The sequence below is a fragment of the Tranquillimonas alkanivorans genome (assembly GCF_900115595.1).
Classification (GTDB): domain Bacteria; phylum Pseudomonadota; class Alphaproteobacteria; order Rhodobacterales; family Rhodobacteraceae; genus Tranquillimonas; species Tranquillimonas alkanivorans.
Map to the genome: position 1 here is coordinate 479815 of NZ_FOXA01000001.1, position 25200 is coordinate 505014.

At 71.7% G+C, this 25200-nt stretch carries 28 protein-coding genes; 16 read left to right on the plus strand and 12 right to left on the minus strand.

Features of this window, described 5'->3' with window-relative positions; genetic code table 11:
* Position 1: 1 nt before the first annotated feature.
* Together BM162_RS02445 and fghA are read right to left on the minus strand one after the other, a co-directional pair.
* Positions 2-442, minus strand: coding sequence for a YaiI/YqxD family protein (locus tag BM162_RS02445; protein WP_093417796.1), 441 nt, complete (start codon positions 440-442; stop codon positions 2-4).
* Entirely contained in the window at positions 433-1263 is an 831-nt protein-coding gene (fghA, locus tag BM162_RS02450; RefSeq protein WP_093417189.1) for an S-formylglutathione hydrolase, read from the minus strand. Before fghA ends, BM162_RS02445 begins: the two co-directional genes overlap by 10 nt.
* A gap of 240 nt (positions 1264-1503) precedes the next feature.
* On the opposite strand from fghA, the gene BM162_RS02455 reads away from it, so the two are divergent.
* Positions 1504-2121, plus strand: a complete 618-nt coding sequence (locus BM162_RS02455) for a TetR/AcrR family transcriptional regulator (protein WP_093417192.1) — start codon at positions 1504-1506, stop codon at positions 2119-2121.
* A gap of 3 nt (positions 2122-2124) precedes the next feature.
* On the opposite strand, the gene BM162_RS02460 is transcribed toward BM162_RS02455, so the two are convergent.
* Together BM162_RS02460 and BM162_RS02465 are read right to left on the minus strand one after the other, a co-directional pair.
* Positions 2125-2844 carry an NYN domain-containing protein gene (locus tag BM162_RS02460; protein ID WP_093417194.1) on the minus strand — a complete coding sequence of 240 codons (720 nt, stop codon included), beginning with the start codon at positions 2842-2844 and terminating at the stop codon, positions 2125-2127.
* 106 nt (positions 2845-2950) lie between these two features.
* Positions 2951-4063 (minus strand): S-(hydroxymethyl)glutathione dehydrogenase/class III alcohol dehydrogenase, encoded by a 1113-nt coding sequence (locus BM162_RS02465; RefSeq protein WP_093417197.1) that lies wholly within the window; start codon positions 4061-4063, stop codon positions 2951-2953.
* A 54-nt stretch (positions 4064-4117) separates the two neighbouring features.
* On the opposite strand from BM162_RS02465, the gene BM162_RS02470 reads away from it, so the two are divergent.
* From BM162_RS02470 to BM162_RS02480, 3 genes are all read left to right on the plus strand, one after another.
* Complete coding sequence (locus BM162_RS02470) at positions 4118-4393, plus strand: I78 family peptidase inhibitor (protein WP_093417199.1); 276 nt, start codon at positions 4118-4120, stop codon at positions 4391-4393.
* Between the two features lie 96 nt (positions 4394-4489).
* On the plus strand, positions 4490-6130 hold the full coding sequence (locus BM162_RS02475; RefSeq protein ID WP_093417202.1) for a Y-family DNA polymerase: 1641 nt from the start codon (positions 4490-4492) through the stop codon (positions 6128-6130).
* A gap of 196 nt (positions 6131-6326) precedes the next feature.
* Positions 6327-6671 (plus strand): DUF2794 domain-containing protein, encoded by a 345-nt coding sequence (locus BM162_RS02480; RefSeq protein WP_093417204.1) that lies wholly within the window; start codon positions 6327-6329, stop codon positions 6669-6671.
* A 64-nt stretch (positions 6672-6735) separates the two neighbouring features.
* On the opposite strand, the gene BM162_RS02485 is transcribed toward BM162_RS02480, so the two are convergent.
* The 3 genes from BM162_RS02485 to BM162_RS02495 form a co-directional block, all read right to left on the minus strand.
* On the minus strand, positions 6736-7563 hold the full coding sequence (locus BM162_RS02485) for a C40 family peptidase (RefSeq protein WP_093417207.1): 828 nt from the start codon (positions 7561-7563) through the stop codon (positions 6736-6738).
* On the minus strand, positions 7560-8939 hold the full coding sequence (locus BM162_RS02490; RefSeq protein WP_093417209.1) for a leucyl aminopeptidase family protein: 1380 nt from the start codon (positions 8937-8939) through the stop codon (positions 7560-7562). The genes BM162_RS02485 and BM162_RS02490 overlap by 4 nt, the downstream gene beginning before the upstream one ends.
* A gap of 75 nt (positions 8940-9014) precedes the next feature.
* Positions 9015-9386, minus strand: coding sequence for a hypothetical protein (locus BM162_RS02495; RefSeq protein WP_093417211.1), 372 nt, complete (start codon positions 9384-9386; stop codon positions 9015-9017).
* A gap of 134 nt (positions 9387-9520) precedes the next feature.
* Here BM162_RS02495 and BM162_RS02500 point away from each other — a divergent pair, with 134 nt between their 5' ends.
* On the plus strand, positions 9521-10171 hold the full coding sequence (locus BM162_RS02500) for a carbonic anhydrase (RefSeq protein ID WP_093417213.1): 651 nt from the start codon (positions 9521-9523) through the stop codon (positions 10169-10171).
* Positions 10172-10175: 4 nt separating this feature from the next.
* On the opposite strand, the gene BM162_RS02505 is transcribed toward BM162_RS02500, so the two are convergent.
* A complete protein-coding gene (locus tag BM162_RS02505; protein WP_093417215.1) occupies positions 10176-10631 on the minus strand; it encodes a free L-methionine (R)-S-oxide reductase MsrC in 456 nt (151 codons plus the stop codon).
* 140 nt (positions 10632-10771) lie between these two features.
* On the opposite strand from BM162_RS02505, the gene BM162_RS02510 reads away from it, so the two are divergent.
* On the plus strand, positions 10772-12349 hold the full coding sequence (locus tag BM162_RS02510; RefSeq protein ID WP_093417218.1) for a gamma-glutamyltransferase family protein: 1578 nt from the start codon (positions 10772-10774) through the stop codon (positions 12347-12349).
* An 11-nt stretch (positions 12350-12360) separates the two neighbouring features.
* Positions 12361-12744, plus strand: coding sequence for a rhodanese-like domain-containing protein (locus BM162_RS02515; protein ID WP_093417220.1), 384 nt, complete (start codon positions 12361-12363; stop codon positions 12742-12744).
* Here the strand turns inward: BM162_RS02515 and hspQ are convergent.
* Positions 12741-13067, minus strand: a complete 327-nt coding sequence (gene hspQ / locus BM162_RS02520) for a heat shock protein HspQ (RefSeq protein WP_093417223.1) — start codon at positions 13065-13067, stop codon at positions 12741-12743. The two genes, BM162_RS02515 and hspQ, sit on opposite strands and share 4 nt — an antisense overlap.
* 83 nt (positions 13068-13150) lie before the next feature.
* Here hspQ and BM162_RS02525 point away from each other — a divergent pair, with 83 nt between their 5' ends.
* Together BM162_RS02525 and BM162_RS02530 are read left to right on the plus strand one after the other, a co-directional pair.
* Positions 13151-14032, plus strand: coding sequence for an AEC family transporter (locus BM162_RS02525; protein WP_093417225.1), 882 nt, complete (start codon positions 13151-13153; stop codon positions 14030-14032).
* Between the two features lie 80 nt (positions 14033-14112).
* On the plus strand, positions 14113-14697 hold the full coding sequence (locus BM162_RS02530) for a transglycosylase SLT domain-containing protein (protein WP_093417228.1): 585 nt from the start codon (positions 14113-14115) through the stop codon (positions 14695-14697).
* Here BM162_RS02530 and BM162_RS02535 read toward each other — a convergent pair.
* Positions 14694-15311, minus strand: a complete 618-nt coding sequence (locus tag BM162_RS02535) for a LolA family protein (RefSeq protein ID WP_093417230.1) — start codon at positions 15309-15311, stop codon at positions 14694-14696. The two genes, BM162_RS02530 and BM162_RS02535, sit on opposite strands and share 4 nt — an antisense overlap.
* A 379-nt stretch (positions 15312-15690) precedes the next feature.
* On the opposite strand from BM162_RS02535, the gene BM162_RS02540 reads away from it, so the two are divergent.
* Both BM162_RS02540 and BM162_RS02545 read left to right on the plus strand, forming a co-directional pair.
* Positions 15691-17097 carry a hypothetical protein gene (locus BM162_RS02540; RefSeq protein WP_093417232.1) on the plus strand — a complete coding sequence of 469 codons (1407 nt, stop codon included), beginning with the start codon at positions 15691-15693 and terminating at the stop codon, positions 17095-17097.
* 83 nt (positions 17098-17180) lie between these two features.
* Positions 17181-17846: a sugar transferase gene (locus BM162_RS02545; RefSeq protein ID WP_093417234.1), complete on the plus strand. Its 666-nt coding sequence runs from the start codon at positions 17181-17183 to the stop codon at positions 17844-17846.
* Here BM162_RS02545 and BM162_RS02550 read toward each other — a convergent pair.
* Both BM162_RS02550 and BM162_RS02555 read right to left on the minus strand, forming a co-directional pair.
* Positions 17833-18963 carry a glycosyltransferase family 4 protein gene (locus tag BM162_RS02550; RefSeq protein ID WP_093417238.1) on the minus strand — a complete coding sequence of 377 codons (1131 nt, stop codon included), beginning with the start codon at positions 18961-18963 and terminating at the stop codon, positions 17833-17835. The two genes, BM162_RS02545 and BM162_RS02550, sit on opposite strands and share 14 nt — an antisense overlap.
* Entirely contained in the window at positions 18960-20090 is a 1131-nt protein-coding gene (locus BM162_RS02555) for a glycosyltransferase (RefSeq protein WP_093417241.1), read from the minus strand. Before BM162_RS02555 ends, BM162_RS02550 begins: the two co-directional genes overlap by 4 nt.
* A 97-nt stretch (positions 20091-20187) precedes the next feature.
* Between BM162_RS02555 and BM162_RS02560 the strand changes: the two genes are divergently transcribed.
* From BM162_RS02560 to BM162_RS02580, 5 genes are read left to right on the plus strand one after another with little or no spacing between them, the layout of a single operon-like run.
* On the plus strand, positions 20188-20889 hold the full coding sequence (locus tag BM162_RS02560) for a sulfotransferase family 2 domain-containing protein (RefSeq protein WP_093417243.1): 702 nt from the start codon (positions 20188-20190) through the stop codon (positions 20887-20889).
* Positions 20889-22100: a hypothetical protein gene (locus BM162_RS02565; protein WP_093417246.1), complete on the plus strand. Its 1212-nt coding sequence runs from the start codon at positions 20889-20891 to the stop codon at positions 22098-22100. Before BM162_RS02560 ends, BM162_RS02565 begins: the two co-directional genes overlap by 1 nt.
* Positions 22093-23106 (plus strand): acyltransferase family protein, encoded by a 1014-nt coding sequence (locus tag BM162_RS02570; protein WP_093417248.1) that lies wholly within the window; start codon positions 22093-22095, stop codon positions 23104-23106. Before BM162_RS02565 ends, BM162_RS02570 begins: the two co-directional genes overlap by 8 nt.
* Positions 23103-24452, plus strand: a complete 1350-nt coding sequence (locus BM162_RS02575; protein WP_093417250.1) for an oligosaccharide flippase family protein — start codon at positions 23103-23105, stop codon at positions 24450-24452. Before BM162_RS02570 ends, BM162_RS02575 begins: the two co-directional genes overlap by 4 nt.
* Positions 24449-25198, plus strand: coding sequence for a GumK N-terminal domain-containing glycosyltransferase (locus BM162_RS02580; protein ID WP_439332810.1), 750 nt, complete (start codon positions 24449-24451; stop codon positions 25196-25198). Before BM162_RS02575 ends, BM162_RS02580 begins: the two co-directional genes overlap by 4 nt.
* Positions 25199-25200 lie beyond the last annotated feature (2 nt).

The following is a 25200-nucleotide window of genomic DNA, read 5'->3' on the forward strand; positions in this document are numbered from 1 at the left end:
CCTAACCTCGCATCGCCCGCTCCAGCGCATCGCGGAAGCGCGCGCGGTCGGCCTTGGTGAATCCCTTGCCGCCGCCCTGCCGGAACGGATCGGCCGCGCGCAGGTCGGTCATCAGGTCCCGCGTGGCCAGCGCGTTGCCCACGTTCGCCGCCGTCAGCCGCTCGCCGTTGGGCTTGACAACCCGCGCGCCCGCCTCGACGCAGCGCGCCGCCAGCGGGATGTCGTTCGTGACCACGACGTCGCCGGCCCCGCATTGTTCCGCGATCCACTTGTCGGCCTCGTCCGGCCCCTCGGCCACGTAGACCATCCGCACCAGCGGATTGTGCGACGGGCGCAGGCCGCCGTTCGAGACGAAGGCGATCTCGACGCCGTGGCGGGTGGCCACCGCCTCGGCCTCGGCCTTCACCGGGCAGGCGTCGGCATCGACATAGATCACGCCCAGAGCGCCTCGGCATGGAAGTCCACGTGATCGGCCATGAAGCTCGACACGAAGAAGTAGCTGTGGTCGTAGCCCGGCTGCATCCGGATCGTCGCCTGCTGCCGCCGTTTCAGGGCGGCCGCGGCCAGCGCCTCGGGCATCAGCAGGTCGAGGAACTGGTCCTTCGTCCCGGTGTCGATCAGCATCGGCCCGTCGAAGCCTTCGGCCTCCATCAGCAGCGTCGCGTCGTGGCGCGCCCACGCGTCCCGGTCCTCGCCCAGATACGCCGTGAATTGCTTGCGGCCCCAGTCGCTTCGGGACGGGTGGCAGATGGGCGAGAAGGCCGAGACCGACCGGAAGCGCCCGGGCAATCGCATCGCCGCCGTCAGCGCGCCGTGCCCGCCCATGGAGTGGCCGGTGATCGCCTGCCGCTCCTCGTCCACCGCGAAGTTCGCGGTCAGGATGCGCGGCAGCTCCTCGGTCACGTAGTCCCACATTTGGTAGTGCTTCGCCCACGGGTCCCGCGTGGCATTGACGTAGAAGCCGGCTCCCTGGCCCAGATCGAAGGCGTCGTCGTTCGCCACGTCATCGCCGCGGGGCGAGGTGTCGGGGAAGACCAGCGCAAGGCCTTGCTCGGCCGCATGGGCCTGCGCACCGGCCTTGGTCATGGCGTTCTCGTGCGTGCAGGTCAGGCCCGAGAGGTACCACAGGACCGGCACCGGCCCCTCCTTCGCCTCGGCCGGCAGGAACAGGCCGAAGGTCATGTCGCAGCCCGTCGCGTCCGAGGCGTGGCGGTACACGCCCTGCACGCCGCCGAAGCAGGCATTCTCGCTGATCGTTTCCATCCGGGGCCTCCTTTCGCTCGCCCCAAGGGCTACTCTGCCCGCACCGCGCCCGCAATGGCCGCCGGGCGGGGGGGATTTTCGTCGAAAATCCGCGGGGGCAAATCTTCGACGAAGATTTGCCGGCCCGGGCGGCTGCCGCGCGGAATGGTTGCAGACGCAACGGCGCGTCCCCATCTGTCCCTCAGCCAGCCGCCGCCCTGCACATGGAGCGCGTGGCCCCTTTGGGGGAGGAGCCGCCGAATGAACGTCATGCCGCAGAAGATCAAGAAGGGTCGCAAGTTCGACCAGGTGCTCGAGGGCGCGCGGCAGGTCTTCATGGCGGACGGCTACGAAGGCGCGAGCGTCGACACCATCGCCAAGGCGGCGGGCGTGTCGAAGGCGACGCTTTACAGCTATTTCCCGGACAAAAGGCTGCTGTTCACCGAGGTGGCGCGCCACGAATGCGGCCGCCAGGCACAGGCCGCGGTGGCCGAGCTGGACCTGGACGCCTGCCCGCGCGAGGTGCTGGCCCGGACCGGGCGGCACATGCTGCAGTTCTTCCTGTCGGATTTCGGGCAGCGCGTGTTCCGCATCTGCGTGGCCGAGACCGACCGCTTCCCCGAGCTGGGCTGCCAGTTCTACGAAAGCGGCCCGAAGCTGGTGGAAAGCACGCTGTGCGGTTACTTCGAGCGCGCCATCGCCCGCGGCGAGCTGGCGATCGACGACACCTGCCTGGCCGCGCACCAGTTCGCCGAGCTCTGCAAGGCCGAGCTCTTCCCCCGGCTGGTCTTCGGGGTGCAGACGCGGTTTTCGACCGAGGAGATCGACCGCGTCGTGGGCAGCGCGGTCGACATGTTCCTGGCGCGCTACGGCCGCTGAGGGTCAGTCGCGCCGGCGCACGTGCAGCTGGTTGCCGATGCGCTTGGTCTCGAACCGCTTGAGATCCTGCACCAGGTCCGACAGCTTCTTCTTGCCGTAGGTCCGGGTGTCGAAATCGGGGTTGTCGGCCACGATGTACTGCCCGAGCGGCCCGAGCGCGTACCACTCGTCGTCCTGTTCGATCTTGTCCATGGCGCGGATGATCAGCGGCACCGCCTCGATTGGCGCGCGCTTCTCGCTGACGGGGGCCGGCTTGCCGGCCTCGGTCGGCTCGGGCTCCTCGTCGACGATGTTCTCGATCAGGATGAAGCGGTTGCAGACGTTGCGCAGCGACTCGGGCGCCTTCTTCTCGCCGATGCCGATGACGTCGAGCCCCTGTTCGCGGATGCGGTTGGCCAGCGCCGTGAAGTCACTGTCGGACGACACCAGCACGAAGCCGTCGAAGCGGCCGGTGTGCAGGATGTCCATCGCGTCGATCACCAGCCCGATATCCGACGCGTTCTTGCCCTTGGTGTTCGCCGTTTCCTGGTGCGCGACGAGGCCCAGGGCGCGCGTCGTCTCGGCCCAGCCGCGCAACTGGCCCGACGACCAGTCGCCGTAGACCCGGCGCAGGGCCGGTTCGCCGAGCGAGGTGATTTCCTTCAGGATCGGTCCGGCGAAGCGGGAGGGGATGTTATCGGCATCGATCAGGACGGCGTAGAGCGGGCGGTCGCGGAGTGCCATGTGGGCGGGCCTTTGTTCTGGCGGCGGACCCCGGGGGCTGTCTGCCCCCGGACCCCCGAGGATATTTCCAGACCGAAGATGGGGCCGAGGGCGGCCCCGGCGGCGGTCAGTAGACGACGACCGAGCGGATCGACTTGCCTTCGTGCATCAGGTCGAAGCCGTCGTTGATCGTGTCGAGGGTGAGGGTGTGGGTGATCATCGGGTCGATGTCGATCTTGCCCTCCATGTACCAGTCCACGATCCGGGGCACGTCGGTGCGGCCGCGCGCGCCGCCGAAGGCCGTGCCTTTCCAGACGCGCCCGGTGACGAGCTGGAAAGGCCGCGTCGCGATCTCGGCCCCCGCGGGCGCCACGCCGATGATGATCGACTCGCCCCAGCCCTTGTGGGCCGATTCCAGCGCGGCGCGCATGACCTGGACGTTGCCGGTGGCGTCGAAGGTGTAGTCGGCCCCGCCCTTGGTCAGGCTGACGAGGTAGGGGACGAGGTCGCCATCGACCTCGTTGGGATTGACGAAATCGGTCATGCCGAAGCGTTCGGCCATGGCGCGCTTATTGGGGTTGAGGTCCACGCCCACGATCTGGTCGGCGCCCGCGAGGCGGAGGCCCTGGATCACGTTCAAACCGATGCCGCCCAGGCCGAAGACGATGGCGCGCGAGCCGATTTCGACCTTGGCGGTGTTGATCACCGCGCCGATGCCGGTGGTGACGCCGCAGCCGATGTAGCAGATCTTGTCGAAGGGCGCGTCCTCGCGGACCTTGGCGAGCGCGATCTCGGGCAGGACCGTGTGGTTGGAGAAGGTCGAACAGCCCATGTAGTGCAGGATAGGGTCGCCATCGAGCGTGGAGAAGCGCGAGGTGCCGTCGGGCATCACGCCTTGGCCTTGCGTGGTGCGGATCGCCTGGCAGAGGTTCGTCTTGGGGTTCAGGCAGTATTCGCACTCGCGGCATTCGGGCGTGTAGAGCGGGATCACGTGGTCGCCGGGCTTGAGCGAGGTGGCGCCTTCGCCGACCTCGACCACCACGCCCGCGCCCTCGTGGCCGAGGATGGCGGGGAACAGGCCCTCGGGGTCGGCGCCGGACAGGGTGAATTCGTCGGTGTGGCAGATGCCGGTGGCCTTGATCTCGACAAGCACTTCGCCGGCGCGGGGACCGTCGAGGTTGACCTCCATGATTTCGAGCGGCTTTCCGGCTGCGGTGGCGACGGCGGCGCGGGTTTTCATCGGCGCTCTCCCTGACTAGCGTTGCGGGGGAACAGGGCCAGAAAGGGGCGTGGAATGCAACCGAAGACGTGGATGGCGGCGGCCGGGCTGGCGGCGCTGACGGGCTGCGCGCCGATGGACGAGGCGTCCGGGCCGACCGGAGAGGGAAGCTGCGGCGCGGACGGGTACGGGTCGCTCGTGGGGGCGCAGCTGGCGGCCGTGACGATGCCGGCGGACCTGAACGCGCGGATCATCGGACCGGACACGATGGTGACGCAGGATTACCAGCCCGGCCGGCTGAACATCGTGGTGGACGAGGACGGATACATCACGCGCGTCTATTGCGGCTGACGCGACGCGAGCGGCGCGCGGGGCGACTCGACTCCGGCAGGGCGTGGCGCTAGCCTTGGCATGAACATAACGGGAACATGTCGAGCTGCCACTGTCATGCCCCACCGCCGAATCCTCTCCCTCTGGTTTCCCCGGATGGGGGCCGAGCGGCTGCTGCGCGCTGCGCGCGGCACCATCGAGGCCCCCTTCGCCGTGGTCGCCGAGCAGGGCAACACGCAGGTGTTGTCGAGCCTGTCGGACGCCGCCGAGGCCGCGGGCCTGTCGCGTGGCCAGCCGCTGCGCGACGCGCAGGCGATGTGCCCGGGGCTGCTGACGCGGGTGCAGAACCCCCAGGGAGAAGCCGCCTTCCTGTCGTCGCTGCGCCGCTGGGCCGGGAAGTTTTCGCCCTGGGTATCCGAACAGGCACCGGATTCGCTGGTGGTGGACCTGACGGGCTGCGCGCACCTGTTCGGCGGCGAGGCGGCGCTGATGGCGCAGCTGCGCGAGGATTGCGCCGATCTGGGGCTGAGCGTCGAGGCGGGGATCGCCGACACGGTGGGCGCGGCCTGGGCGCTGGCGCGGTATTCGGGACGGGCAGCGCCGCTGGCGCGGACCGGCGACGCCATCGACCAGGAGGCCTGGGCGACCCGGTCGCGGGCCGGCAAACGGCGGACCTGGGAAACGCGTGAGACACCGCGGGAGGGCGCGGCGCGCATCGCGGCCCCCGGACAGACGCGCACGGCGCTCGCCCCCTTGCCGGTGGCGGCGCTGCGGCTGGACGCCGACACGGTGGCCGAGTTGGGGCGGCTGGGGCTGCGGCGGGTCGAGGACCTGGCCGGCCAGCCGCGCGCGGCGCTGGCGCGGCGCTTCGGACGCCACCTTGTGCAGCGGCTGGACCAGGCGATGGGGGTCGAGCCCGAGCCCGTTTCTCCGGCCGCGCCGCCCGACCGGTTCGCGGTGCGGCTGACCCTGCCCGACCCGATCGGGCTGGAAACGGACCTGCTGGCCGCGCTCGACCGGCTGCTGCCGCCGCTTTGCGACAAGCTGAAGCTGAAGGCGCGGGGCGCGCGGCGGGTGCGGATGCAGTGTTCACGCGCCGACGGGTCGATGCAGTGGACCGAAGTGGGGCTGGCGCGCCCGGCGCACGACCCCGACCGCATCCGCCCCCTGCTGGCGCTGAAGATCCCCGAGATCGACGCGGGCTTCGGCATCGACATGATCCGCGTCGAGGCGCACGTGACCGAACCCGTCTCGCCCCGGCAGCACCACGGGCACATGGAGGCCGCCGCGATGGCCCGCGCCCGCGCCGCCGGCGAGACGGCGCTGGAGGACCTGATCGGGCGGCTGGGCGCGCGGGTGGGCATGGACGCGATCACCCGCCGCCATCCCGCCGACAGCCACATTCCCGAGAAGACGGCGACGACGCTGGCGGCCGCCTGGTCCGAGCCCGCCAAGGGCGACTGGCCCGCCCCGCCCACGCCGCGCCCGCTGATGCTGTGGACGCCCGAGCCGGTGCAGGCCGTGGACCGCCCGGCGCCCCCCGCGACCTTCCGCTGGCGGCGGCGCGATTTCGAGACGGCGGCGGCTACGGGCCCCGAGCGGATCGCGCCGGAATGGTGGCTGGACGACCCGCAGTGGCGGTCGGGCGTGCGGGATTACTGGCGGGTGACAGCGGCGAGCGGCGAGCGGCTGTGGCTTTATTACGCGCACGGGGGCGCGATGTCGTCGGGCTGGTTCTGCCAGGGCAGTTTCGCCTGACGAGAGGCCCGGCGCCGCGGCCACAAGTGGGGGCATGACGCCGCGACGCCGGGGTGAGCGCATGACCGCTACACCCCTTACGCATGACCCGGCCGCGCGGCGGCATTCGGATCGACCGGCGACGCGGCGCGGGAGATTCTGCGGCCATTTCGCGGCGGCGCTTGATTTCGCGGGGCGGCGGGACCACTCTTGGGCGATGACGGTGCAACCGCCCACGCCCTTCCCGCAAAGCCCCGCCGACGAGCGTGTCGCCTTCGACCGTGGCGAACTCGGCACGATCCTGACCCTCTATGGCCGCATGGTCGCCGCCGGCGAGTGGCGGGATTACGCGATGTCGTTTCTCAAGGACGTCGCGGTGTTCTCGATCTTTCGCCGGACGGCCGAGCATCCGCTGTACCGGATCGAGAAACGGCCCAAGCTGCGCAACCGGCAGGGCATGTACGCGGTGATCGGCATGGACGGGCAGATCCTCAAGCGCGGGCACGACCTGCGGACGGTGCTGCGCGTGCTCGAGCGCAAGTTGATCCGCGCGGTCGAGTAGCGCTCGGCGGTTCCTTGCGGTCCCTTCTCGCGAAGCGGGACCGGCAGGGACCGATGAGGCGCGATCAGACGCGGCGGCGTGCGGTGACGGGGCCGTCGCCCTGCGCCTCGATCCGGGCGATGGCCTCGCACAGCGGTTCATAGGCCACGGCCATGCGGAAGGCGTTGGCGTGGATCAGCGTCTCGGCATCCACCGCCATCGCCACGTGCCCGCTCCAGAAGAACAGGTCGCCGCGCTGCACCGGCGCGTCCATGTCGACCGGGTGGCCCAGCCGGGCCTCCTGCTGGTCGCTGTCGCCCGGACACTCGATTCCGCAGGCCAGGCAGGCCGCCTGCACCAGGCCCGAGCAGTCGATCCCCCAGACCGAATTGCCGCCCCAGAGGTACGGCACGCCGAAGAAAAGCTGCGCCACCGTCGCCGGGTCGGTCAGCGGGCGGTTCACCGGGCGGACGTGGTCGCGGAAGACGAAGCCGCCGTCGTGGGTTTCGTAGAACCTGTCCGCGCCTCCCACGATCCTGATCTTCGAGCCGAAGCTGAGGCCCATGTGCTCGATCGTCTTCATGTCGGGCCGCGGGTAGACATGCGTGGCGGGCACCGCGACCGCGTGCGTCGGGATCACCGCGTCGCGCAGGTCGGCGCTGCGCATGTAGCCCACGAAGCCGTCCCGCGCCGCCTGCCCGAAGGACCAGCCGTCGCGGTCCTCGAGCACCCGAAAGCCTTCGCCGTGCAGAAGCTGCCGCTCGCGCCTCCCGTCGGGGGCGGACCAGAGCGTGGCGAGCGGCGGGGCCACCTGCCGCACCTCTCCCTCGACAAAACGCTCGGCTTCGACCGCGCCCTTTAGCTCGGCGGCGGCGACGCGGCCGTTGGCGGCGGTTTCGCGGCGATCGCTCACAGGCCCAGCACCTTCGGCAGCGCTGCGAGCAGGGCCCGCGCGCCCTGCCCCGCGCCGCCCTTGGGCCGGGCGGGTGCGGGCGTCGGGTTCCAGCCATAGATGTCGAAATGCGCGTAGGGCGCGGGCGCGAAGCGGCGCAGGAACAGCGCGGCGGTGATCGAGCCCGCGAACCCGCCCGAGGGGGCGTTGTCGAGGTCGGCGATGCCCGGCTCGATCATCGACTCGTAGGGTGCGTGGAACGGCATGCGCCAGACCGGGTCGCGCACCTTGGCCGCGCAGGCGGCGAGCGCCTGCGCCAGCCCCTCGTCATCGGTGTAGAACGGCGCGAGGTCGGGGCCGACCGCCACGCGCGCCGCACCCGTCAGCGTCGCCATCGACACGGTCAGGTCGCTTTCGCCCTCGGCGGCGAGCGCCAGCGCGTCGGCCAGCACAAGCCGCCCCTCGGCGTCGGTATTGTTGACCTCGACCGTCAGCCCCTTGCGCGAGGTCAGGATGTCGCCGGGCCGGAAGGACGATCCGCTGACCGCGTTTTCGACCGCCGGGATCAGGACACGCAGGCGCAGCGGCAGGTCCAGCGCCATGATCATGTGAGCCAGCCCCAGCACCGTGGCCGCGCCCCCCATGTCCTTCTTCATCAGGCCCATGGAGCTGCCGGGCTTCAGGTTCAGACCGCCGGTGTCGAAACACACGCCCTTTCCCACCAGCGTCAGCGTCGGGCCGCTCTTGCCCCAGCTCATGTCGATCAGGCGCGGGGCGCGGTCGGCGGCGCGGCCGACAGTGTGGATCAGCGGGAAGTTCTGGTCCAACAGCTCGTCGCCCCGGATCACGGTGAGCCCCGCACCGAAGCGGGCGGCGAGGTCCGAAGCCGCGGCCTCGAGCTCGTCCGGGCCCATATCCGCGGCGGGCGTGTTGATCAGGTCGCGGGTCAGCGCCTCGCCCGCCGCGATGGCTTCCAGCCGGGCGGCGTCGCAGCCCTCGGGCGCGACGAGTTGCGCGGCGGGCGCCGGGTTGGACGCGTAGCGGTCGAAGCGGTAGCCCTCCAGCAGCCAGCCCAGCGCCGCCTCGTCCCGCTCGTCCGCGGGCAGGTCGGTGGCCAGGCGCCAGACGCCGTCGGGCAGTTGCGCACGGGCCTTCGCCACGGCAAACCGCTCGCGCCCCCGCTTCGACGGATCGCCCAGCCCCAGCACGGCGGCCGTGGGCGCGCCGTCGTCGCCGGGAAGCAGCGCCACGGTGCCCGCCGCGCCGCTGAACTCCGTGCCGGAGAGCCATGCCGCCGCGCGGCCGTCCAGCCCGGCGCGGAACGCCTCTACCCCCTCGGGCGAGACGAGGTGCAGCGGGCGGGCGTCGGCGGACGGCGAAGCGAAGGTCAGCGACATGAACGGGCCTTTCCAGGGGATGAACGCGCGCAGACCCTATCGGCTCTGCCGTGCGCCGCAAGCCCCGTGGCGACCCTAGCTCTGCGCGTCCTGGAGATCCCAGATCGCGGACAGCGCGCCTTCGCCCAGCCGCGTCAGCCGCGCGACGTTCGCGGCAAGCGCCACGCCGTCATGCGTCGCCCCCAGCGCCGCCGTGGCGCAGGCGACGCCGCCCAGCCGTTCCAGCCCCAGCTCGTCGGCAAGCTGCGCGACCAGCCGGCATTCCGACACCATCCGCGCGAAATCCGACTTGCGCCACGTGGACGCCACGCGTGACAGACGCTGCGCCAATTCATCAAGCGTTTCCGCCCGCGCGCGATCCAGGTCCGCGCCCGGCAGATGCGTCCCCGCGGCGGGATGCCCGTCTTCGCGCGGCACCAGCCAGACAACCTTGTTCTGTTCTTCCATATCGTCACCTCTGACCCCAACGGCCGCCGATATCTCAGGCGTGGCTCAACAATTCCTTGCCTCGCGACTTGGAAATGCCGCCAATTTCCGTCAAATCACCGGGACAACCCCGGCCTCGCCAGGAGGAGTTCCCCTTGAATTACGTGAAGCCCCTGCCTTCGTTTCTGGCCCAGCGGTACCATGGCTGGAAGGCGACGACGTTCGCCGAGAACCACGCCTGGTACAAAAGGCTGGCCGAAGAGGGGCAGCGCCCCCGCGCGATGGTGATTTCGTGCTGCGACAGCCGGGTGCACGTGACCTCGATCTTCGGGGCCGAGCAGGGCGAGTTCTTCATTCACCGCAACATCGCCAACCTGGTGCCGCCCTATGAACCTGACGGCAACCAGCACGGCACCTCGGCGGCGGTCGAGTATGCGGTGACGGCGCTGAAGGTCACGCACCTGATCGTTCTGGGTCACTCGAACTGCGGCGGCGTCGCCGGGTGCTATGCCATGTGCTCAGGACAGGCGCCGGAGCTGGACGAGAAGACCAGCTTCGTGGGCCGATGGATGGACATCCTGCGCCCCGGCTTCGAGCGCCTCCCCGAGGGCGAGGCCGACACCGCGCGCCGCCAGGCGCTGGAGCACGAGGCGGTGAAGGTTTCGCTCGAGAACCTGATGACCTTCCCCTTCGTCCGCTCGGCAGTCGAGGCGGGCGACCTGTCGCTGCACGGCCTGTGGACGGACATCGCCGACGGCGACCTGCACGCGCTGGACCCGATCAGCGACCGCTTCCGCCCGGTCTGAGGCGTCAGAGCCGCCCGAACACCTGGCCAAGGATCGCGGTCAGTTCGCGCGAGTCTTCTTCGGTGAAGGCGTCGGGCCGGTCGCTGTCGATGTCGAGCACGGCGATCAGCTCGCCCTTGCCGTCGCGCACCGGCAGCACGATCTCGGACCGGGTCGACGAGGCGCAGGCGATGTGGCCGGGAAATGCGTTGACGTCGGGCACAAGCTGCACCTCGCCCCTGCGCGCCGCCGCGCCGCAGACCCCGCGCGAGAACGGGATGACAAGGCAGCCGTGCCCGCCTTGGTAGGGGCCGATCTTCAGCAATTCCGGCGCGACCACGCGGTAGAAGCCGGTCCAGTCGAAGCGGTCGTCGGCGTGGTGCAGCTCGCACGCGACGGTGGCCATCAGCGCCACGGCGTCGTCTTCGCCCTCGGTCAGGCTGGCGATGGTGCGGGCGATGGCGGGATAGTCGATCTGCATTCTCGGTCTCCACTCGGCGTCGGCCCGCCCTAGCCGATCCGTGCGATCGAGGCGAGAGCCGGATGCAGATCCCGTTTGGCAAGCAGGCCCGCGCCCCCTAACGTGCTGCAAAAGTGAACACAGGCATCCGGTTGAAACTCATGCGCGACTTCCACCTTCCCGGCCGCTCGGCCGTCTACGCCACCAACGGCATGTGCGCGACCTCGCACCCCTTGGCCGCGAAGGTCGCGGTGCAGATGCTCGAGTCGGGCGGCAACGCGGTGGATGCGGCGATCGCGGGGGCGGTGCTGCTGGGCATCTGCGAGCCGCAGATGACCGGGATCGGCGGCGACTGCTTCGTGCTGCTTTCGCCGGCGGGCGAGGACCGGGTGGTGGCGCTGAACGGCTCGGGCCGCGCGCCCAAGGGGCTGTCGGCGGCCGCGCTGCGCAACCGAGGGCTGGCCACGGTGCCGGTGGGCAGCGCCGACGCGGTGACGGTGCCGGGGGCGGTGGACGCCTTCTGCCGGCTGTCGAAGGACTGGGGGCGCATCGGCTTGAAAGCCTCGCTGGCCCCCGCGATCCACTATGCCGAGCAGGGCGTGCCGGTGGCCCCGCGCGTGCAGGCGGACTGGGCGCAGGCCGAAGGGGCGCTTCAGGGCTCGGCGCGGGATCACTACCTGTCCTCGGGCCGCGTGCCGCAGGTGGGCGAGGTCTTCCGTGCGCCGAAACAGGCCGAGGTGCTGCGCCGCATCGCCATGGACGGGCGCGAGGGCTTCTACGAAGGCGAGGTGGCCGAGGACATGGTCGCCGCGCTGCGGGCGGCGGGCGGCAGTCACACCCTTGACGACTTCGCCGCGGCGGCCTGCGACTATGTCGATCCGATCTCGGGCCACTACAAGGGTGTCGAGCTGGTCGAGCATCCGCCCAACGGCCACGGCGCGACGGCCATCCTGCTGGCCAACATCCTGTCGAACTTCGACCTGTCGGCGATGGACCCGTTCGGCGCCGACCGCGCCCATGTGGAGGCCGAGGCGGCGAAGCTGGCCTATGACACGCGCAACCGCTTCCTGGCCGACGCCGATTACATGACCCGGCTCGACCACATGCTGTCGGCGGAAACGGCGGCGAAGCTGGCCGGCCTGATCGACATGAAACGCGCCCTGCCCGACGCCAAGGCGGCGAGCGAGGCGGTGCATCGCGACACGGTCTACATCACCGTGGTCGACAAGGACCGGATGTCGGTGTCGCTGATCTACTCGATCTACCACAGCTTCGGCTCGGGACTGGCCTCGAACGATTTCGGCATCCTGTTTCAGAACCGCGGCGCGGGCTTCACGCTGGAAGAGGGGCACCCGAACGAAGCGGCGGGCGGAAAGCGGCCGATGCACACGATCATTCCCGCCATGCTGCGCGAGAACGGGCGCGTCACCATGCCCTTCGGCGTGATGGGCGGCGCGTACCAGCCCAACGGGCACGCGCGCTTCATGACGAACATGGTCGATTTCGGCATGCACCCGCAGGAGGCCATCGATTCACCCCGCGCCTTCGCGGACGCGGGCGAGCTTCGGGTCGAGCGGGGCTATTCCGACACGGTGCGCGCCGAACTGGTCGAGCGCGGGCACAAGGTCGTCGAGCCCGACACCGCCATCGGCGGGGCGCAGGCGATCCGCCTGCGCGAGGACGGCGTGCTGGAAGGCGCGTCGGACCCACGCAAGGACGGCAGCGCGCTGGGCTACTGAGGAGGCGCGGCATGTCGATCCGGCCAGTGGGAGAGATGGTGGACGAGGCCAAGGCGCGCATCCGCACCCTGCCCGTGTCCGAGGCGCGCGCGATGGCCGAGCGGGGCGAGGCGCTGCTGGTCGATATCCGCGACATCCGCGAGCTGGACCGCGCGGGCCGCATCCCCGGCGCGCTTCACGCTCCGCGCGGCATGCTCGAGTTCTGGGTGGACCCGCAAAGCCCCTATCACAAAAAGGCGCTGGCCACCGACAAGACGCTGGTGTTGTTCTGCGCCAGCGCCTGGCGTTCGGCCCTGGCGGCAAAGACGCTGCAGGAGATGGGGCTCGACAACGTCGCCGAGATCGAAGGCGGCTTCAGCCAATGGGTCGCCGAGGGCGGCCCGGTCGAGCGCTAGTTCAGCTGGAAGTGCAGCGGGTAATGGCCGTTCTCGAAGTCGCCGAACAGGTCGGGCAGGTCGGGATGATCGACCGGCTCTCCGGAGTGGTCGGGGACGAGGTTCTGCTCGGACACGTAGGCGACGTAATAGCTGTCGTCGTTCTCGGCCAGCAGGTGATAGAACGGCTGGTCCCGGTCCGGGCGGCTGGACTCGGGGATCGCGTCGTACCATTCCTCGGTGTTCGAAAACATGGCGTCGACGTCGAAGACGACACCCCGAAAGGGGTGCTTCCTGTGCCGGACGACCTGCCCCAGGTGGTATTTCGCGCGAGTCATGTGCATTGCGGGCCTCACCTAATCCGAAATCGTAACGCCCGCCACCGGATTTTGTCCACAGCTCCTGCCGGACCACGGGGAAACAGACTGTGAACCTTCTCCTGACAGTGGCCGAAGTGACGGCGCCGGTATTCCTGCTGGCGCTGGCCGGGTTCGTGTGGGTGAAGCTCGGATTCGACTACTCGGTGCAGTTCGTCACACGCATCGCGATGACGCTGTCGCTGCCCTGCCTGATCTTCGTGACGCTGATGCAAACCGACATCGCGCCCTCGGCTCTGACGGCGGTCTCGCTCGCGGCGGTGGCGGCCTATGCCGGGGTGACGGCGGCGATGGCGGCGCTGGTCTTCGCCCTGCGGCTCGAGGTGCGGACCTACCTCGCGCCGCTGATCTTCGGCAATACCGGCAATCTGGGCCTGCCGCTGGCGCTGTTCGCCTTCGGAAACGAGGGGCTGGGATACGCCGTGGTGATCTTCGCCATCATGGCCGTCTACTCGTTCACCGTCGGCATCTGGCTGGTGTCGGGCGGCGGCTCTCCGGCGAAGGTGGTGAAGGAACCGCTGGTCGCCGCCACGCTGCTGGGCGCGCTGTTTCTCTGGCAGGGATGGGAAACGCCGACCTTCCTGACCAACACGCTGACGCTGGCCGGGCAGATCGCGATCCCGATTATGCTGATCACGCTGGGCGTGGCCGTTGCCCGGTTCGAGCCGCGCAGCCTGACGCGCGGCACGATGATCTCGCTCGTCAAGGTAGTGGCCTGCGCCGCCACCGCGTGGGGCGCGGGCCGGTGGTTCGCCCTGCCGCCGGTGCCGTTCGCGGTGCTGGTGCTTCAGCTTTGCACGCCGGTGGCGGTGACGAGCTACCTTCTGGCCACCAAGTACGGCGCCGACGCCGACGCGGTGGCCGGGCTGGTCGTCGCTTCGACGCTGCTGTCGGTCATCGCCTTGCCCGTCCTGCTTGCATTCGTGATGTGACGAGCGTGCATTTCCGTTTCACGGACGGGCCGTCGTCGGCTAGTATCCCTTAAAAATAAGCAGAACACAGCGAGAGGCAGATGAGCAGACTCTTTCGCGCCCTGATCCTTTTGACGCTCGTCGCGAGCTGCGGTGGCCGCGACTACTCGGCGCCGCGCGACCTGGACAACGCCTGCGCGATCGTCGACGAGCGCCCGAAGTACCTGCGCGCCATGAAACGGACCGAGCGGAAATGGGGCGTTCCGGTCGCCGTGCAGATGGCCACGATCCACCAGGAATCGAAGTTCATCGGCAACGCCAGAACGCCGCTGCGCTTCGCGCTGGGGGTGATCCCTATGGGCCGCCAGAGCTCGGCCTACGGCTACTCGCAGGCGCTCGACGGCACGTGGGACGAATACAAGCAGCGCGAGGGCGCGCGCCGCGCCAAGCGCGACGACATCCGCGACGCGACGGACTTCATGGGCTGGTACATGCACCAGTCCACCCAGGAACTCGGCATTCCCAAATGGGACGCCGAGCGCCAGTACCTGGCCTATCACGAGGGGCGGACCGGGTATCGCCGCGCCAGCTATCGCGGTAAGCCCTGGCTGGTCTCGGTCGCCTCGCGGGTGGGGTCGCGCGCCAGGCTATACGACGCGCAACTCAGGTCCTGCCGCAAGATCTAGCGGCTGCGGGCGTTGATCTCACCGCGGATCGAGAACAGCGAGGCGGGGTAGCTTCCGCCCGTCTTGAGGTCGCCCAGAACGGTGGTCGTGCGGCTGCCGGTGTCGTCGACGACGACCCACTGGCGCAGCTCCACCGGGTTATCGGTGAAGACCAGCTCCAGCCGCCCGATCTCGGGGCGCTGCGGGTCCTGCGCGACGACGATGGTCTTCGGCCCCTCCTGCCGGTGCGCCACCACCATGTTGCGGCGGGCGAGGTCGACGTTGCGCTCGAGAATCAGGTTCAGCGGCGTCTGCGCCAGCGGGTACTGCTCGGGCGTACGGCTGTTCGAGCGGGCGTCGAAGATCGCCACCTGTCCGCCGCCGGCCATCACCAGCGTCTCTTCCGGCGGGTCATAGTCGAAGCGCATCCGTCCCGGCCGCTGTATATACAGCGTCCCGGTCGAGATCGAGCCGTCGGCGTTGAGCTGCGTGAACGGCGACTCCGCCGTCTGCATCCGGTTGAGGTAGTTCGAGATCGCGTTCAGCGAAATCGGCGCCGCCGCCGCCGGGCGGGGCAGGAACAGCGCGGCCGTGGCGGCCGCCGCTCCGGCGATGAAGGTTCTGCGGTCGATCATGTGTCCTCGTCTCGTCATCCGACAGGCATATAGGCGCGGATACGGCCGGCCACCATCGCTAGGCAATATCACGCCCCGGCCATGCGATACCGCCCCCGCGCCGCGACCAAGCTCCGGGCCGGCGGCGCGGTTCCGTCGTCCCCTCTCCGGTTAACCGCATATTCACCTCGAATGCGTCACATCCGGGGGGCCAGCGGCGAGAGGCGGAGGGCAGGAAGGAGCGCGTGATGGTGATGATCGGCCCCGGCGGCGCAGAGCGGCCCGCGCAATGAGCCGCGACTTTCCCCCACCGCCTCTGCCTGTCCGTGCGCCCCTCGGCCTAGCCGAACCGGCGCAGGCCGGTCGGCCCCTGCCGCGCATTCTCTGGCGGCAACGGCTGGTGCTCGTCCTGACTGTGGCGGCGGGTCTGGCCGCGGCCGCCGCCTACCTCTTCGCCTTCGCCACCCCGGTGCACGAGGCGCGCGTCGCGCTGGAATACGATCCGCGCGACACCGCCGGCGTGCCGCGCCCGGTTGCCGGGGAAGAGCTGAACGCCCAGGCCGCGCTGCTGAGCGCCCGCCCGCTTCTGGCCCGCGTCGCCGCGGCGGCGGGCACGGGAGTCACGGCTGACGACTTGTCCGACTGGGTGTTCGTGCGGCAGGCCCCGCTCAGCCGGATTCTTTGGGTATCGCTGCGCGCCCCGGATGCCGATCAGGCGGCACGGCTCGGCAACGCGCTCGCCGCCGCCTACCTCGACGCACAGGTTCGGCGGAAGCGGGCGGAGCGTGACGACGTCCGCGCGCGGCAGACCGGCCGTGTTCGGGAACTGTCCGAAAAGCTGGACCGGGCAGAGACCGCGCTTGCCGAGCGCCGCCTCGCCGCCGGACCCGGCGCCACCCAGCTTCCCGTCGTGCTGCGCCAGCGCATCCGCGCGCTCGACCGGCAGCTTGCCGGCACGCGGGAGGCCGCCCGCCGCGAGGCCATCGCCCGCCGCCGGGCGCGGCTCGAGGCACAGGCCGATCGGCTTCTGGCGGACCACCTGGCCCACCGCGCCCTCGCGGCGGAGGTCGAGACCCTGCGCACGGCCCATGCCCGTGCCGCGACCGCTCTGCGCGACCTGCCCTCGCCCTCGGTCCCGCTGCGCACCGACGCCCGCGTCCTGTCGCCCGCCACGCCCCCCGCCGCGCCGATCTGGCCGCGCCCGGGCTTCGTCTTTGCCTTGTCGGCGCTGCTGTCGGCCTCTCTCGGCGTTCTGCTGGCCCTCCTGCGCGACCGCTGCGCGCCGCCCGAAGCCGCGGCGCGGACGCTGGAGCGTGCGACGGGCCTGCCGGTACTGGCCGAACTGCCCCGCGCCCGGCGCTTCGGCCCTGGCGTCCCGCCCGATCTGACCGCACTGGTGACGCACGTGCTTACGGCGGGCCCGTCGCCGGTGTTGGCGGTCGCCGCCTGCACCCGCCCCGAGGACGCGGCACGGGCGGCCGGCGCGGTTGCGCGGGCGCTCTCCGACAGCGGGCGCGACGTGCTGGTCTCGGGCGACGCGGCCGGAACAAACGCCGGCGACGATCTCGTCACCCTCAGCCCGCGTCGTCCCAGGACGCCCGAAGAAGAGGCCGCCTGGCGCGCCGATGCGCGCGGACGGCACGACGTTGTGCTGGTGGTCGAGCCCTCGCCCCTGGCCGCCGGCCGTGAGAGCGACCGCACACTCCTCGCCGTGCGCCGCGCGACGCCGGTGCAGGAGATCGTCGCCACCGTCGCCGCCGCCCGCGCCGCGCCCTCCGGGCTGATCGTGATCGACGGCCGCGATTGATCCGCCGGATTCACCGCAAATTAAAGGCAATCCCGTAGGAACTCTGACGGGGACCGGGTGGGGCACGTTGAACGGAGCCCGAGATGACACATCCCGCCGTCGCATCGCACCCCGGCCTTCCGCGCCCGGCGCCGCGCCTGAGCTACGCGCGCCACGGCAAGCGCCTCTTCGACCTCGTCCTCTTGCTGCTGGGCGCGCCGCTTGCGGTGCCGCTGATCTGCCTGCTCTGCGCCCTCGCGCGGCTGGACGGCGGCCCGGCGCTGTTCGCACACAGGCGCGTGGGCCGCGACGGCCGTCCGTTCCTCTGCCTGAAGATCCGCACCATGGTCCCCGATGCCCAGGCCCGGCTGGCCGAGCGGCTCCGCACCGATCCTGCCGCCGCCGCCGAGTGGGCCGCGCGGCGGAAGCTCGCCCACGACCCGCGCATCACCCGGCTGGGCCACCTCCTGCGCCGCAGCGGGCTCGACGAACTGCCGCAGCTTTGGAACGTGGCGCGGGGCGAGATGTCGCTGGTCGGCCCGCGCCCGGTCACGGCCGAAGAGCTGTCGCGCTATGGCCGGCATCGCGACGCCTACCTGTCGCTGCAGCCGGGCCTGACCGGGCCGTGGCAGGTCACCGGGCGGCGCGACGGGTGCTATACCCGCCGCGTCCTGCTCGACCGCCGGTACGCCGCGACGCTGGGTCCGCTGACCGACCTGCGGCTGGTGCTGCGCACCGTGGCCGAACTGCCCCGCCTTACCGGCTGCTGAGAAGCGGGGCGGGCAGAATGTCGGCGGCCGGAGCGCGAACGGCCGCCTCCAGCACTTCCGCCAGCCGCCCCGCGCTTTCGTCCCAGGTAAATCCGGCGGCGCGGCGGCGGCCCGCGCGGGACAACGCCGCCCGTACCTCCGGCTCCAGCCCCACGAAGGACCTCAGCGCGCGCGCGATGTCGGAGATGTCGCAGGGATCGAACCACAGCGCCGCGTCACCCAGCACCTCTGGCATCGCGGTGCTGCGGGCGGCCAGCACCGGCACGCCCAGCGCCATTGCTTCAAGCGGCGGCAAGCCGAACCCCTCGCGCAGGGACGGCCAGACGAACGCCGCCGCCCCGGCCAGGAGCGCCCGAAGCTCGCCGTCGCTCACCCGGCCCAGCAGCCGGACACCGCCGGCGCCGCACGCGTCCCGCGCCACGCCGGGCACCGTGCCGCCGGCCACGACAAGCGGCGGCAGGTCCGGCCCGGCGCGGCGATACGCCTCGGCCAGCCGGGACAGGTTCTTGTTCGGGCTGCGGTTGCCGACGGTCAGCAGGTAGCCCTGCGGCCTGAGGCCGAGGCGCCTCAGCGCCCCCGGGTCGTGCCGCAGCCGCAGCACGTGATCGGCTCCGTTCGGAATCACCGTGAACGCCATCTCCGACACCCTCAGGTGCCGCGCCAGTTCACCGGCCGAAAATTGCGACACCGTCAGCATCGCCGCCGCCCGCGCCGCCAGCCGCGGCCGCATCGCCCGGTGCCAGAGGCGGTAGGTCGGCGGGAAGCTCTCGGGGGCCTCGAACACGTTGGCGTCGTGCACCGCCAGCACCTGCCGGCGATGCAGGAGCGGACCGCTGCCGCACAGGCTCAGCAGCACGCCCCGGCGGCTCGCCCGCCAGAGCGTCGTCTGCTCCCACAGGTGTCCCGCCCCGCCGGAAACGACGCGCAGAGGAATCGCGCCCCAGTCCGGCGGCTTGTGTGGAGGGGCCGGCGCCAGCGCCTCGACCGGGCCCAGCGCGGCGGCCAGCGCCGGGTCGCGCGTGAGCCGCCGGTCAAGGGCCGAGACCACTTCGACCGCGTGGCGCTGGACGCCCGACATCGGCTGGCACAGGAACCGGGCGTTGACGAAGACGCTCACGCCGCCGCCTCGTAGAGCGCCGTGGTCCGCGCTCCCAGCGTCTCGATGGTCCAGGCGCTCACGTCCGTGGCCGCCGCCCCCCGGCGCAGCACCGCGCGGCGGGCGTCGGCGTCAAGCAGCGCAAGCGTTTCGCGCGCAGCGGCGTTCAGGTCGTCCGGCGGCACCAGACGCCCGCTCGTCCCGTCGTGCACGATCTCGTCCAGACCGGGCAGCGCGCAGGCGACCATCGGGCACCCGGCGGCCATCGACTGCACCGCGACCCGCGGCAGCCCCTCGCGCGCCGAGGCCAGCACCGACACGTCCGCCGCCGCCAGCAGCGCCTCGGGGTCAGTGCGGTGCTCGCAGAAGACGACCCGCCCCTCCAGCCCCAGATCGCGCACCGCCGCGCGCGCCCGCGCCTCCTCGGGCCCCCGCCCCGCGAGCAGCAGCCGAACATCGCGCCGAGGCCCCAGCGCCCGGGCGAAGGCGTGTAGGAAGGCGACGTGGCGCTTGCGCGGCTCGAACGAGGCGAGCATCAACGCCACCTTCGGCACAGGCCTGCCGGGCCGCACGCCCAGAAGCCGCGCCAGATCGGCGGGCGGGCGGCCGTGGCGGAAGCGGTCGAGGTCCATGCCAGAAGGGACGCAGCGCACCCGGTCGCGCGGGCAGATCCCCGCATCCACGTAGGCCGCGCCCACGGCATCGGAGACGGCGATGAACAGGTCGGTGCGCCGCGCCGCCGCGCGCTCGGCCGCGCCCAGCACCAGGCTCGGGACCCGACCGCCGCCCGCCGGCGCGATGTGCAGCCCGTGCACCACCCGCGCGCCCGGCGCTGCGCTGGCCGCCATGCGGCCCAGCAGCCCGGCCTTGCTCTGGTGGGTGTGCACCACGTCCGGGGCCAGCGCCTTGAGCGTCCGGCGCAGGGCGGCAAGCGCGCGCAGGTCGTCGGCGGGGCGGATCGCGTGCACCATCTCGGGTCGCGCGACGATCTCGACGCCGGGAAGCTCGGCGCGCCAGCCGGAATGGGCATCGCACCCGTGGATCAGGGTGACCCTGTGGCCGGCCGCCACCTGCCACAGGCAGGTGGCGGCGGTGTTCTCTTCCGACCCGCCGCGCAGCAGGCGGGTGAGGATGTGTACGATGTGCATGACCGGTCTCCGGACCCGCACCCCGCCCCCCCCTTAAGGGCGGCTTAACCCTCACATGCAAAGTCTAAGAAAAAGCAAATGAACCTGCGGGAGCGTCATGCGCGGGATCGTCTACATCCATGTCCCGAAGTGCGGCGGCACCAGCTTCGGCACCGCCCTGCGAATGCGATACGCGTGGTCGCAGGCCGTCATCCGGCCCCGGCCCGGCCCGCCGTGCGAAGACGCGCAGGCGCGGGCCGCGCGCATCGTGCGTGAATACGACCGACGCGACGCGGTGCTCGCCCGGCACCTTGCCGCCGGGACGCGCTGCATCTCCGGGCACGTCCGCTACGACCCGCGCTTGCAAGACCGTCACCCGGACCACGCCTTCGTCACGCTGTTGCGCGACCCGGTGGAGCGCTTCGTGTCGCACTACCACCACCTTCAGCGCCGTCACCCCGACGCCGGGCGGCCGGACACGCTCGAGGCGTTCCTCGATACACCCGATGCCGCGCGGCTGGGGGCACAGTACCTGTTCTACTTCGCCCGAACCTGGCCCGGGGACGATGCGGAGGCCGGCGTCCCCCGCGCCGTCGCCGCGCTCGCCAGGTTCGCGCTGGTCGGCTCCCTCGACCGCCCGAAGACATTCCGGCAAGCGCTTGCGCGGCTGGCCGGCGGGCCGATCCCGCCGCTCGCCCGCAACCGCGCGCCACAAGGGTCCTTCGCCCCCGACGGGGACCTGAGACGGCGGATCGAGACGCTCTGCGCCGCCGACATCGCCATCTACGACGCCGCGCGCAACCTCGCGGCGGCTGCCTGATGGCGGCCCTGTCCCCCGTGGCGCTGCTGCTCGCCTGCTGGACGGTGACGGTGTGGGGCGCGGCGGTCGCCCTGTCGCTGCCCGGCGCGTTCGACCTCGTGCCGCTGTTCATGCGGCGCGAGGGGATCGCCACCCCGATCTTCACCTCGGGCGGGGCGCTCTGGCTCGTCACTGCGCTCGCCGTCTATGTGGCGGCGGATCGCGCGACGCGGGCCGCGCTGCCCCGCTTCCGTCTCCTCGCCTGCGATGTCGAGGCGGCGGCCCGGCGGGTGGCCGTGGCGCACGGAGTCCTCCTGACGATCCTCGCGACATGGCTGGCGGTCGCGGCGGCCGGAGCGGGCGGACCGGGGGCGCTTGTTTCACTCGCCCTCTCCGATCCGGGCGCGGCGCGGTCGGCTCTGCTCGAGGCGAAGCTCTTCCCCGGAATGCGCCTGGCCTATGCGGCGCTGCCGGCCACCGGCGCCTTCGCCGCCGCGCTCTTGCCGCTGAGCCCCGATCCGCGCACCCGCCGCCTGTGCCTCTCCCTCACGCTGTCCGCTGTCCTGGCTCTCGCCATCCTGACGGTCGTGCTGTCGCAGAGACTGTTGCTTCTGCAACTGCTCTCCTCCGCCTGGATCGGCGCGAGCCTTGCGGCCCACAAGCCGGCCCGCTTGCGGTGGATCGCGATGGCGGCCGCCACCTTCGCCCTCGGGTGGGCCGCGCGCGAAGCGCTCACGAACCCGACGGTACCCACGGCCGGCCTGCCCGCCGCGGCGCAGAAGCTCGCCTTCTACCTCGTCAACGACCTGTCCAACTCCCTCGCCCCGCTCGCCCGTGAGATCCGCCACACCTTCGGGGCCGAGACGTTCGGCGGCCTCACGCACCTGACCCTCTCGACCGGCGAGGTGGACGCGCTGCTGGCCCCGCGGCTCGACGCGCTGGCCCCGGTGCGCGGCGGCGGAGAGTTCTCGCTACTCACTGCGCCATACGTCGATTTCGGCGCGGCGGGCGGCGCGGCGACGGTGGCGGCCTTCGCGTGTGCTGCGCGGCTGGTCTATCACCGCGCACCGGGGCACCCCGGCTGGGCCGCCGCCTACGGACAGGTGGGCGGCGCGCTGCTGATCTCGAGCCACAGCGCGTATCTGGCGCATCACAACCTGCTCGTCTCGCTGGCGCTGATCGCCGCCCTCTCGCCGACGACCGTCCCGCCCGGAGGAACGGTCGATGCCTAGATTACCGGGGCTTCAGGCGTTGCGGGCAGCGGCCGCGCTGATGGTGCTGATCGGGCACGCGATGGCCGAGGCTGCGCACTACATCGGCCCCCTGCCCGGCAGCGGCCTGCCCTGGACGCGGGGCGTCGACCTGTTCTTCGTGATCTCGGGCTTCGTCATCGCGCTGTCGGCGGCGCGCGTGCCGCCGGATCCGGCCGGGGCAGTGGACTTCCTGCGCCGCCGGGCGCTGCGGGTCGTGCCGCTTTACTACGTCTTCACGACGCTGATGGTCGCCGTGCTGCTGGCGATGCCCTCCGGCGTGAAGGACACGCCGCTCGATTCCGCGCAGATCGTCCATTCGTATCTTTTCCTGCCCTACGAGCGTCCGGACGGCCGTATCGCACCCGTCCTGTCGCTGGGCTGGACACTGAACTACGAGGTCGGCTTCTATGCCGTCGTCGCCGCCGCGCTGCTGCTTCGGCGCGGCCTCGGGCTGGTCCTGGCAGTGCTGTCGGCGCTGGTCGTGGCCGGGCTGGCGTGGGAGCCGCGCCAGCCCGGGGCGGTGTTCTGGACCAACCCCATCGTGTTCGAGTTCCTGTTCGGCATGGCGCTCGCCCGGGTTTGGCGCGCGGGCGTCCGCCTGCCGGCACCCGGCCTTGCCGCGGGAGGCCTGGCGGCGGGCGTAGTCCTACTGGTGGCGCTGCACGAGACGGCGCTGCCGCGCGTGGTCGCGGCCGGAGGGCCCGCGGCCCTGATCGTCGCCGCCGTGACGCTGTGCCGGCCGCCGCCACTACCCGGCCTGGCGCTGGGTGAGGCGAGCTATGCGCTCTACCTGTCGCATCGGTTCGTGCTGCGGGCGCTGACGCTTTTGCTGCTTCCGGTGCTACCCGCCGGTTCCGGCGCGGCTGTCGTCTACACCGCGTCGGCGGTCGCCGCGTCGGTGGTCATCGCCCTGCTGGTCCACCGCCACCTCGAGCGTCCGCTGATGCGGGCCCTCGGGCAGCCCTTGCACGGGAGGCCTGCATGACCCCCGGCGCATGGTCCGCCGTGCTGCAATGGTCGCGCGCAGGGGCGGCGGCGGCAGTGTTCCTGGGCCTGTCGCGCGTCCTGACGCTCGAACAGGTCGGTGCCTTCGCCGCGGCCGCCGCCCCGGTCCGCATGGCGCAGGTCGTGCACAAGGCCGGCGTGGTCGAGGCGGTGGTGCTATGTCGCTCCCCGCGCCGGCGGCGGGCGCTTCACGGGCTTTCGCTGTTCGCCGGAGCGGTGCTGAGCGGCGCCTTTGCCTGCGCCGCAATGCTCCTGCCGCCGCCGGTGGGTCCGGCGCTCATGCTTCTGTCGCCCGTCCCGCTGCTGCACGGGCTGGGCGGAGTGGCCGAGGGGACGCTGCGCCGGGACCTGCGCCTGCGCGCGCTGGCGCTGCGTGCAATCGCGGTTCAAAGCGTCTCGGCCGCCGTAGCGTTCGGCGCCGCGGCGACCGGTCGGGGCGACGCCGCGCTCCCGCTGTTCCTGCTGTGCAACGCGGGGTTGGGCTCTGCCGCGGCGCTTGCCCTCGCCGGCCCGCTTCCACGCCTCCGCCCACGCACCGCCACGTTGCGCGCGGCGCTCCCCCTGCCGTGCCTGATCACGGCACGGGCCCTGGCAGGCGAGGCACTGCTTCCGGCGCTGCAACTGGCGGTGACGCTCGGCTTCGGTCTTCCCGCCGGCGGGGCGATGCTGATCGCCGCGCGCATCCTCGGCGCACTCGACGCGATCGCGCTCGCGCCGCTGCGATACGTGGGCCTGCCACGGCTGGCGGTTACAGGACCTGTCCGACCGGCGCTGGCCACCATTCTTCGGAGCACGGCGGCAGTGGCGTGCTGGACCTATCTCGGCGCGTTCTGCACCGCGCCCGATATCGCCGCTCTCGCGGCCGGGGCGCAGCATGCGCCCGAGGTCGCGCCTCTCCTGCGGCCGCTTCTCCTGTTCGGCCTCGTCTCGGCGCTCGCCGTCCCGCTGACGCAGGCACTGACGGCGGCGGGGGCGGCGCGGCTGGTCCTGCTGCGGGCGCTCGCCGTGCTGGGGCTTTCGGTTGCCCTGGCCGCACCGGCGCTTCTGGTCGCACCCGCTTTGGCCGCAGCGGCCCCGGCGGCGGCGGGCGCGGCGGGACTGGCCTGGCTGGTCGGGACCGGCGGGCCGCGGCTGGGGCTGACGCGGGTTGAGCTGCTGGAGCCGGCGCGCCTCCCGCTCGCCGCCGGGCTGGCGATGGCGATCGCCGTCCCGCTCCTGCCGGTGCAGGCCCTGCCGCCGGCGCAGGCGCTCGCCGCCAAAGCGGCTCTCGGCACCGTCGTCTTCGCCGGGGTGCTTTCGCTGCGCCGCCGTCCCCGTCCGGCATGAGGCGCGCCGTCCTCCTCACCGGGCACTTCCCCGAGCAGAAACGGCGGGGCAGCATGCTTTGGCTGTCGGAGGAGTTGCAGGCGCGCGGCTGGCACGTCACCCACGTCACCGTCGGCTACAGCCCCCTGTCGCGCCTGTCGCGCGACGGGCGGCTGACGGCGCTCGACACGCCCCCGCGCCCCGGCGTCCGCCAGCTTTCCCCGACGCTGACGGCGACCTTCGCACCGACGCCACTGCACCCGTTCGGCACGCGCCGGCGCTGGCTGGACGCGCTGCTGCACCCGGTGCTGGCGACCTTCCCGCTTTGGCTACGCCGACGCCTGCGGCCGCTGGTGCGGGGGGCGGAACTGGTGGTGGTTGAAAGCGGGCCGCCGGTCCTGCTGGCGCCGCTGGTGCGGCGGCACGCGCCGCGTGCCCAACTGGTGTACCGTGTCAACGACGACGTGCGGTGCCTGGGCCTGCCCCGCTGGCTGGCGCGGGCCGAGCTTCGGTATGCCCCCGTCTTCGACCGCATCAGCACCGCGAGCCCCGGATTGCCCGCCGGTTCGCCGCCACCGGGCGGGTGCGGATCGATCCCTTCGGCGTGCCGGCCCGGATGCTCGACCGCCCACACCCGGACCCGTACGGCCCCCGCCGTGCGGTGCGTGAGGCCGTGTGCGCCGGCACCACCCTGCTGGACCTGCCCGCGCTGGTCCGCACTGCCCGCGCCCGGCCGGGCTGGCGGCTGCACGTCCTGGGCCGGGTGAAG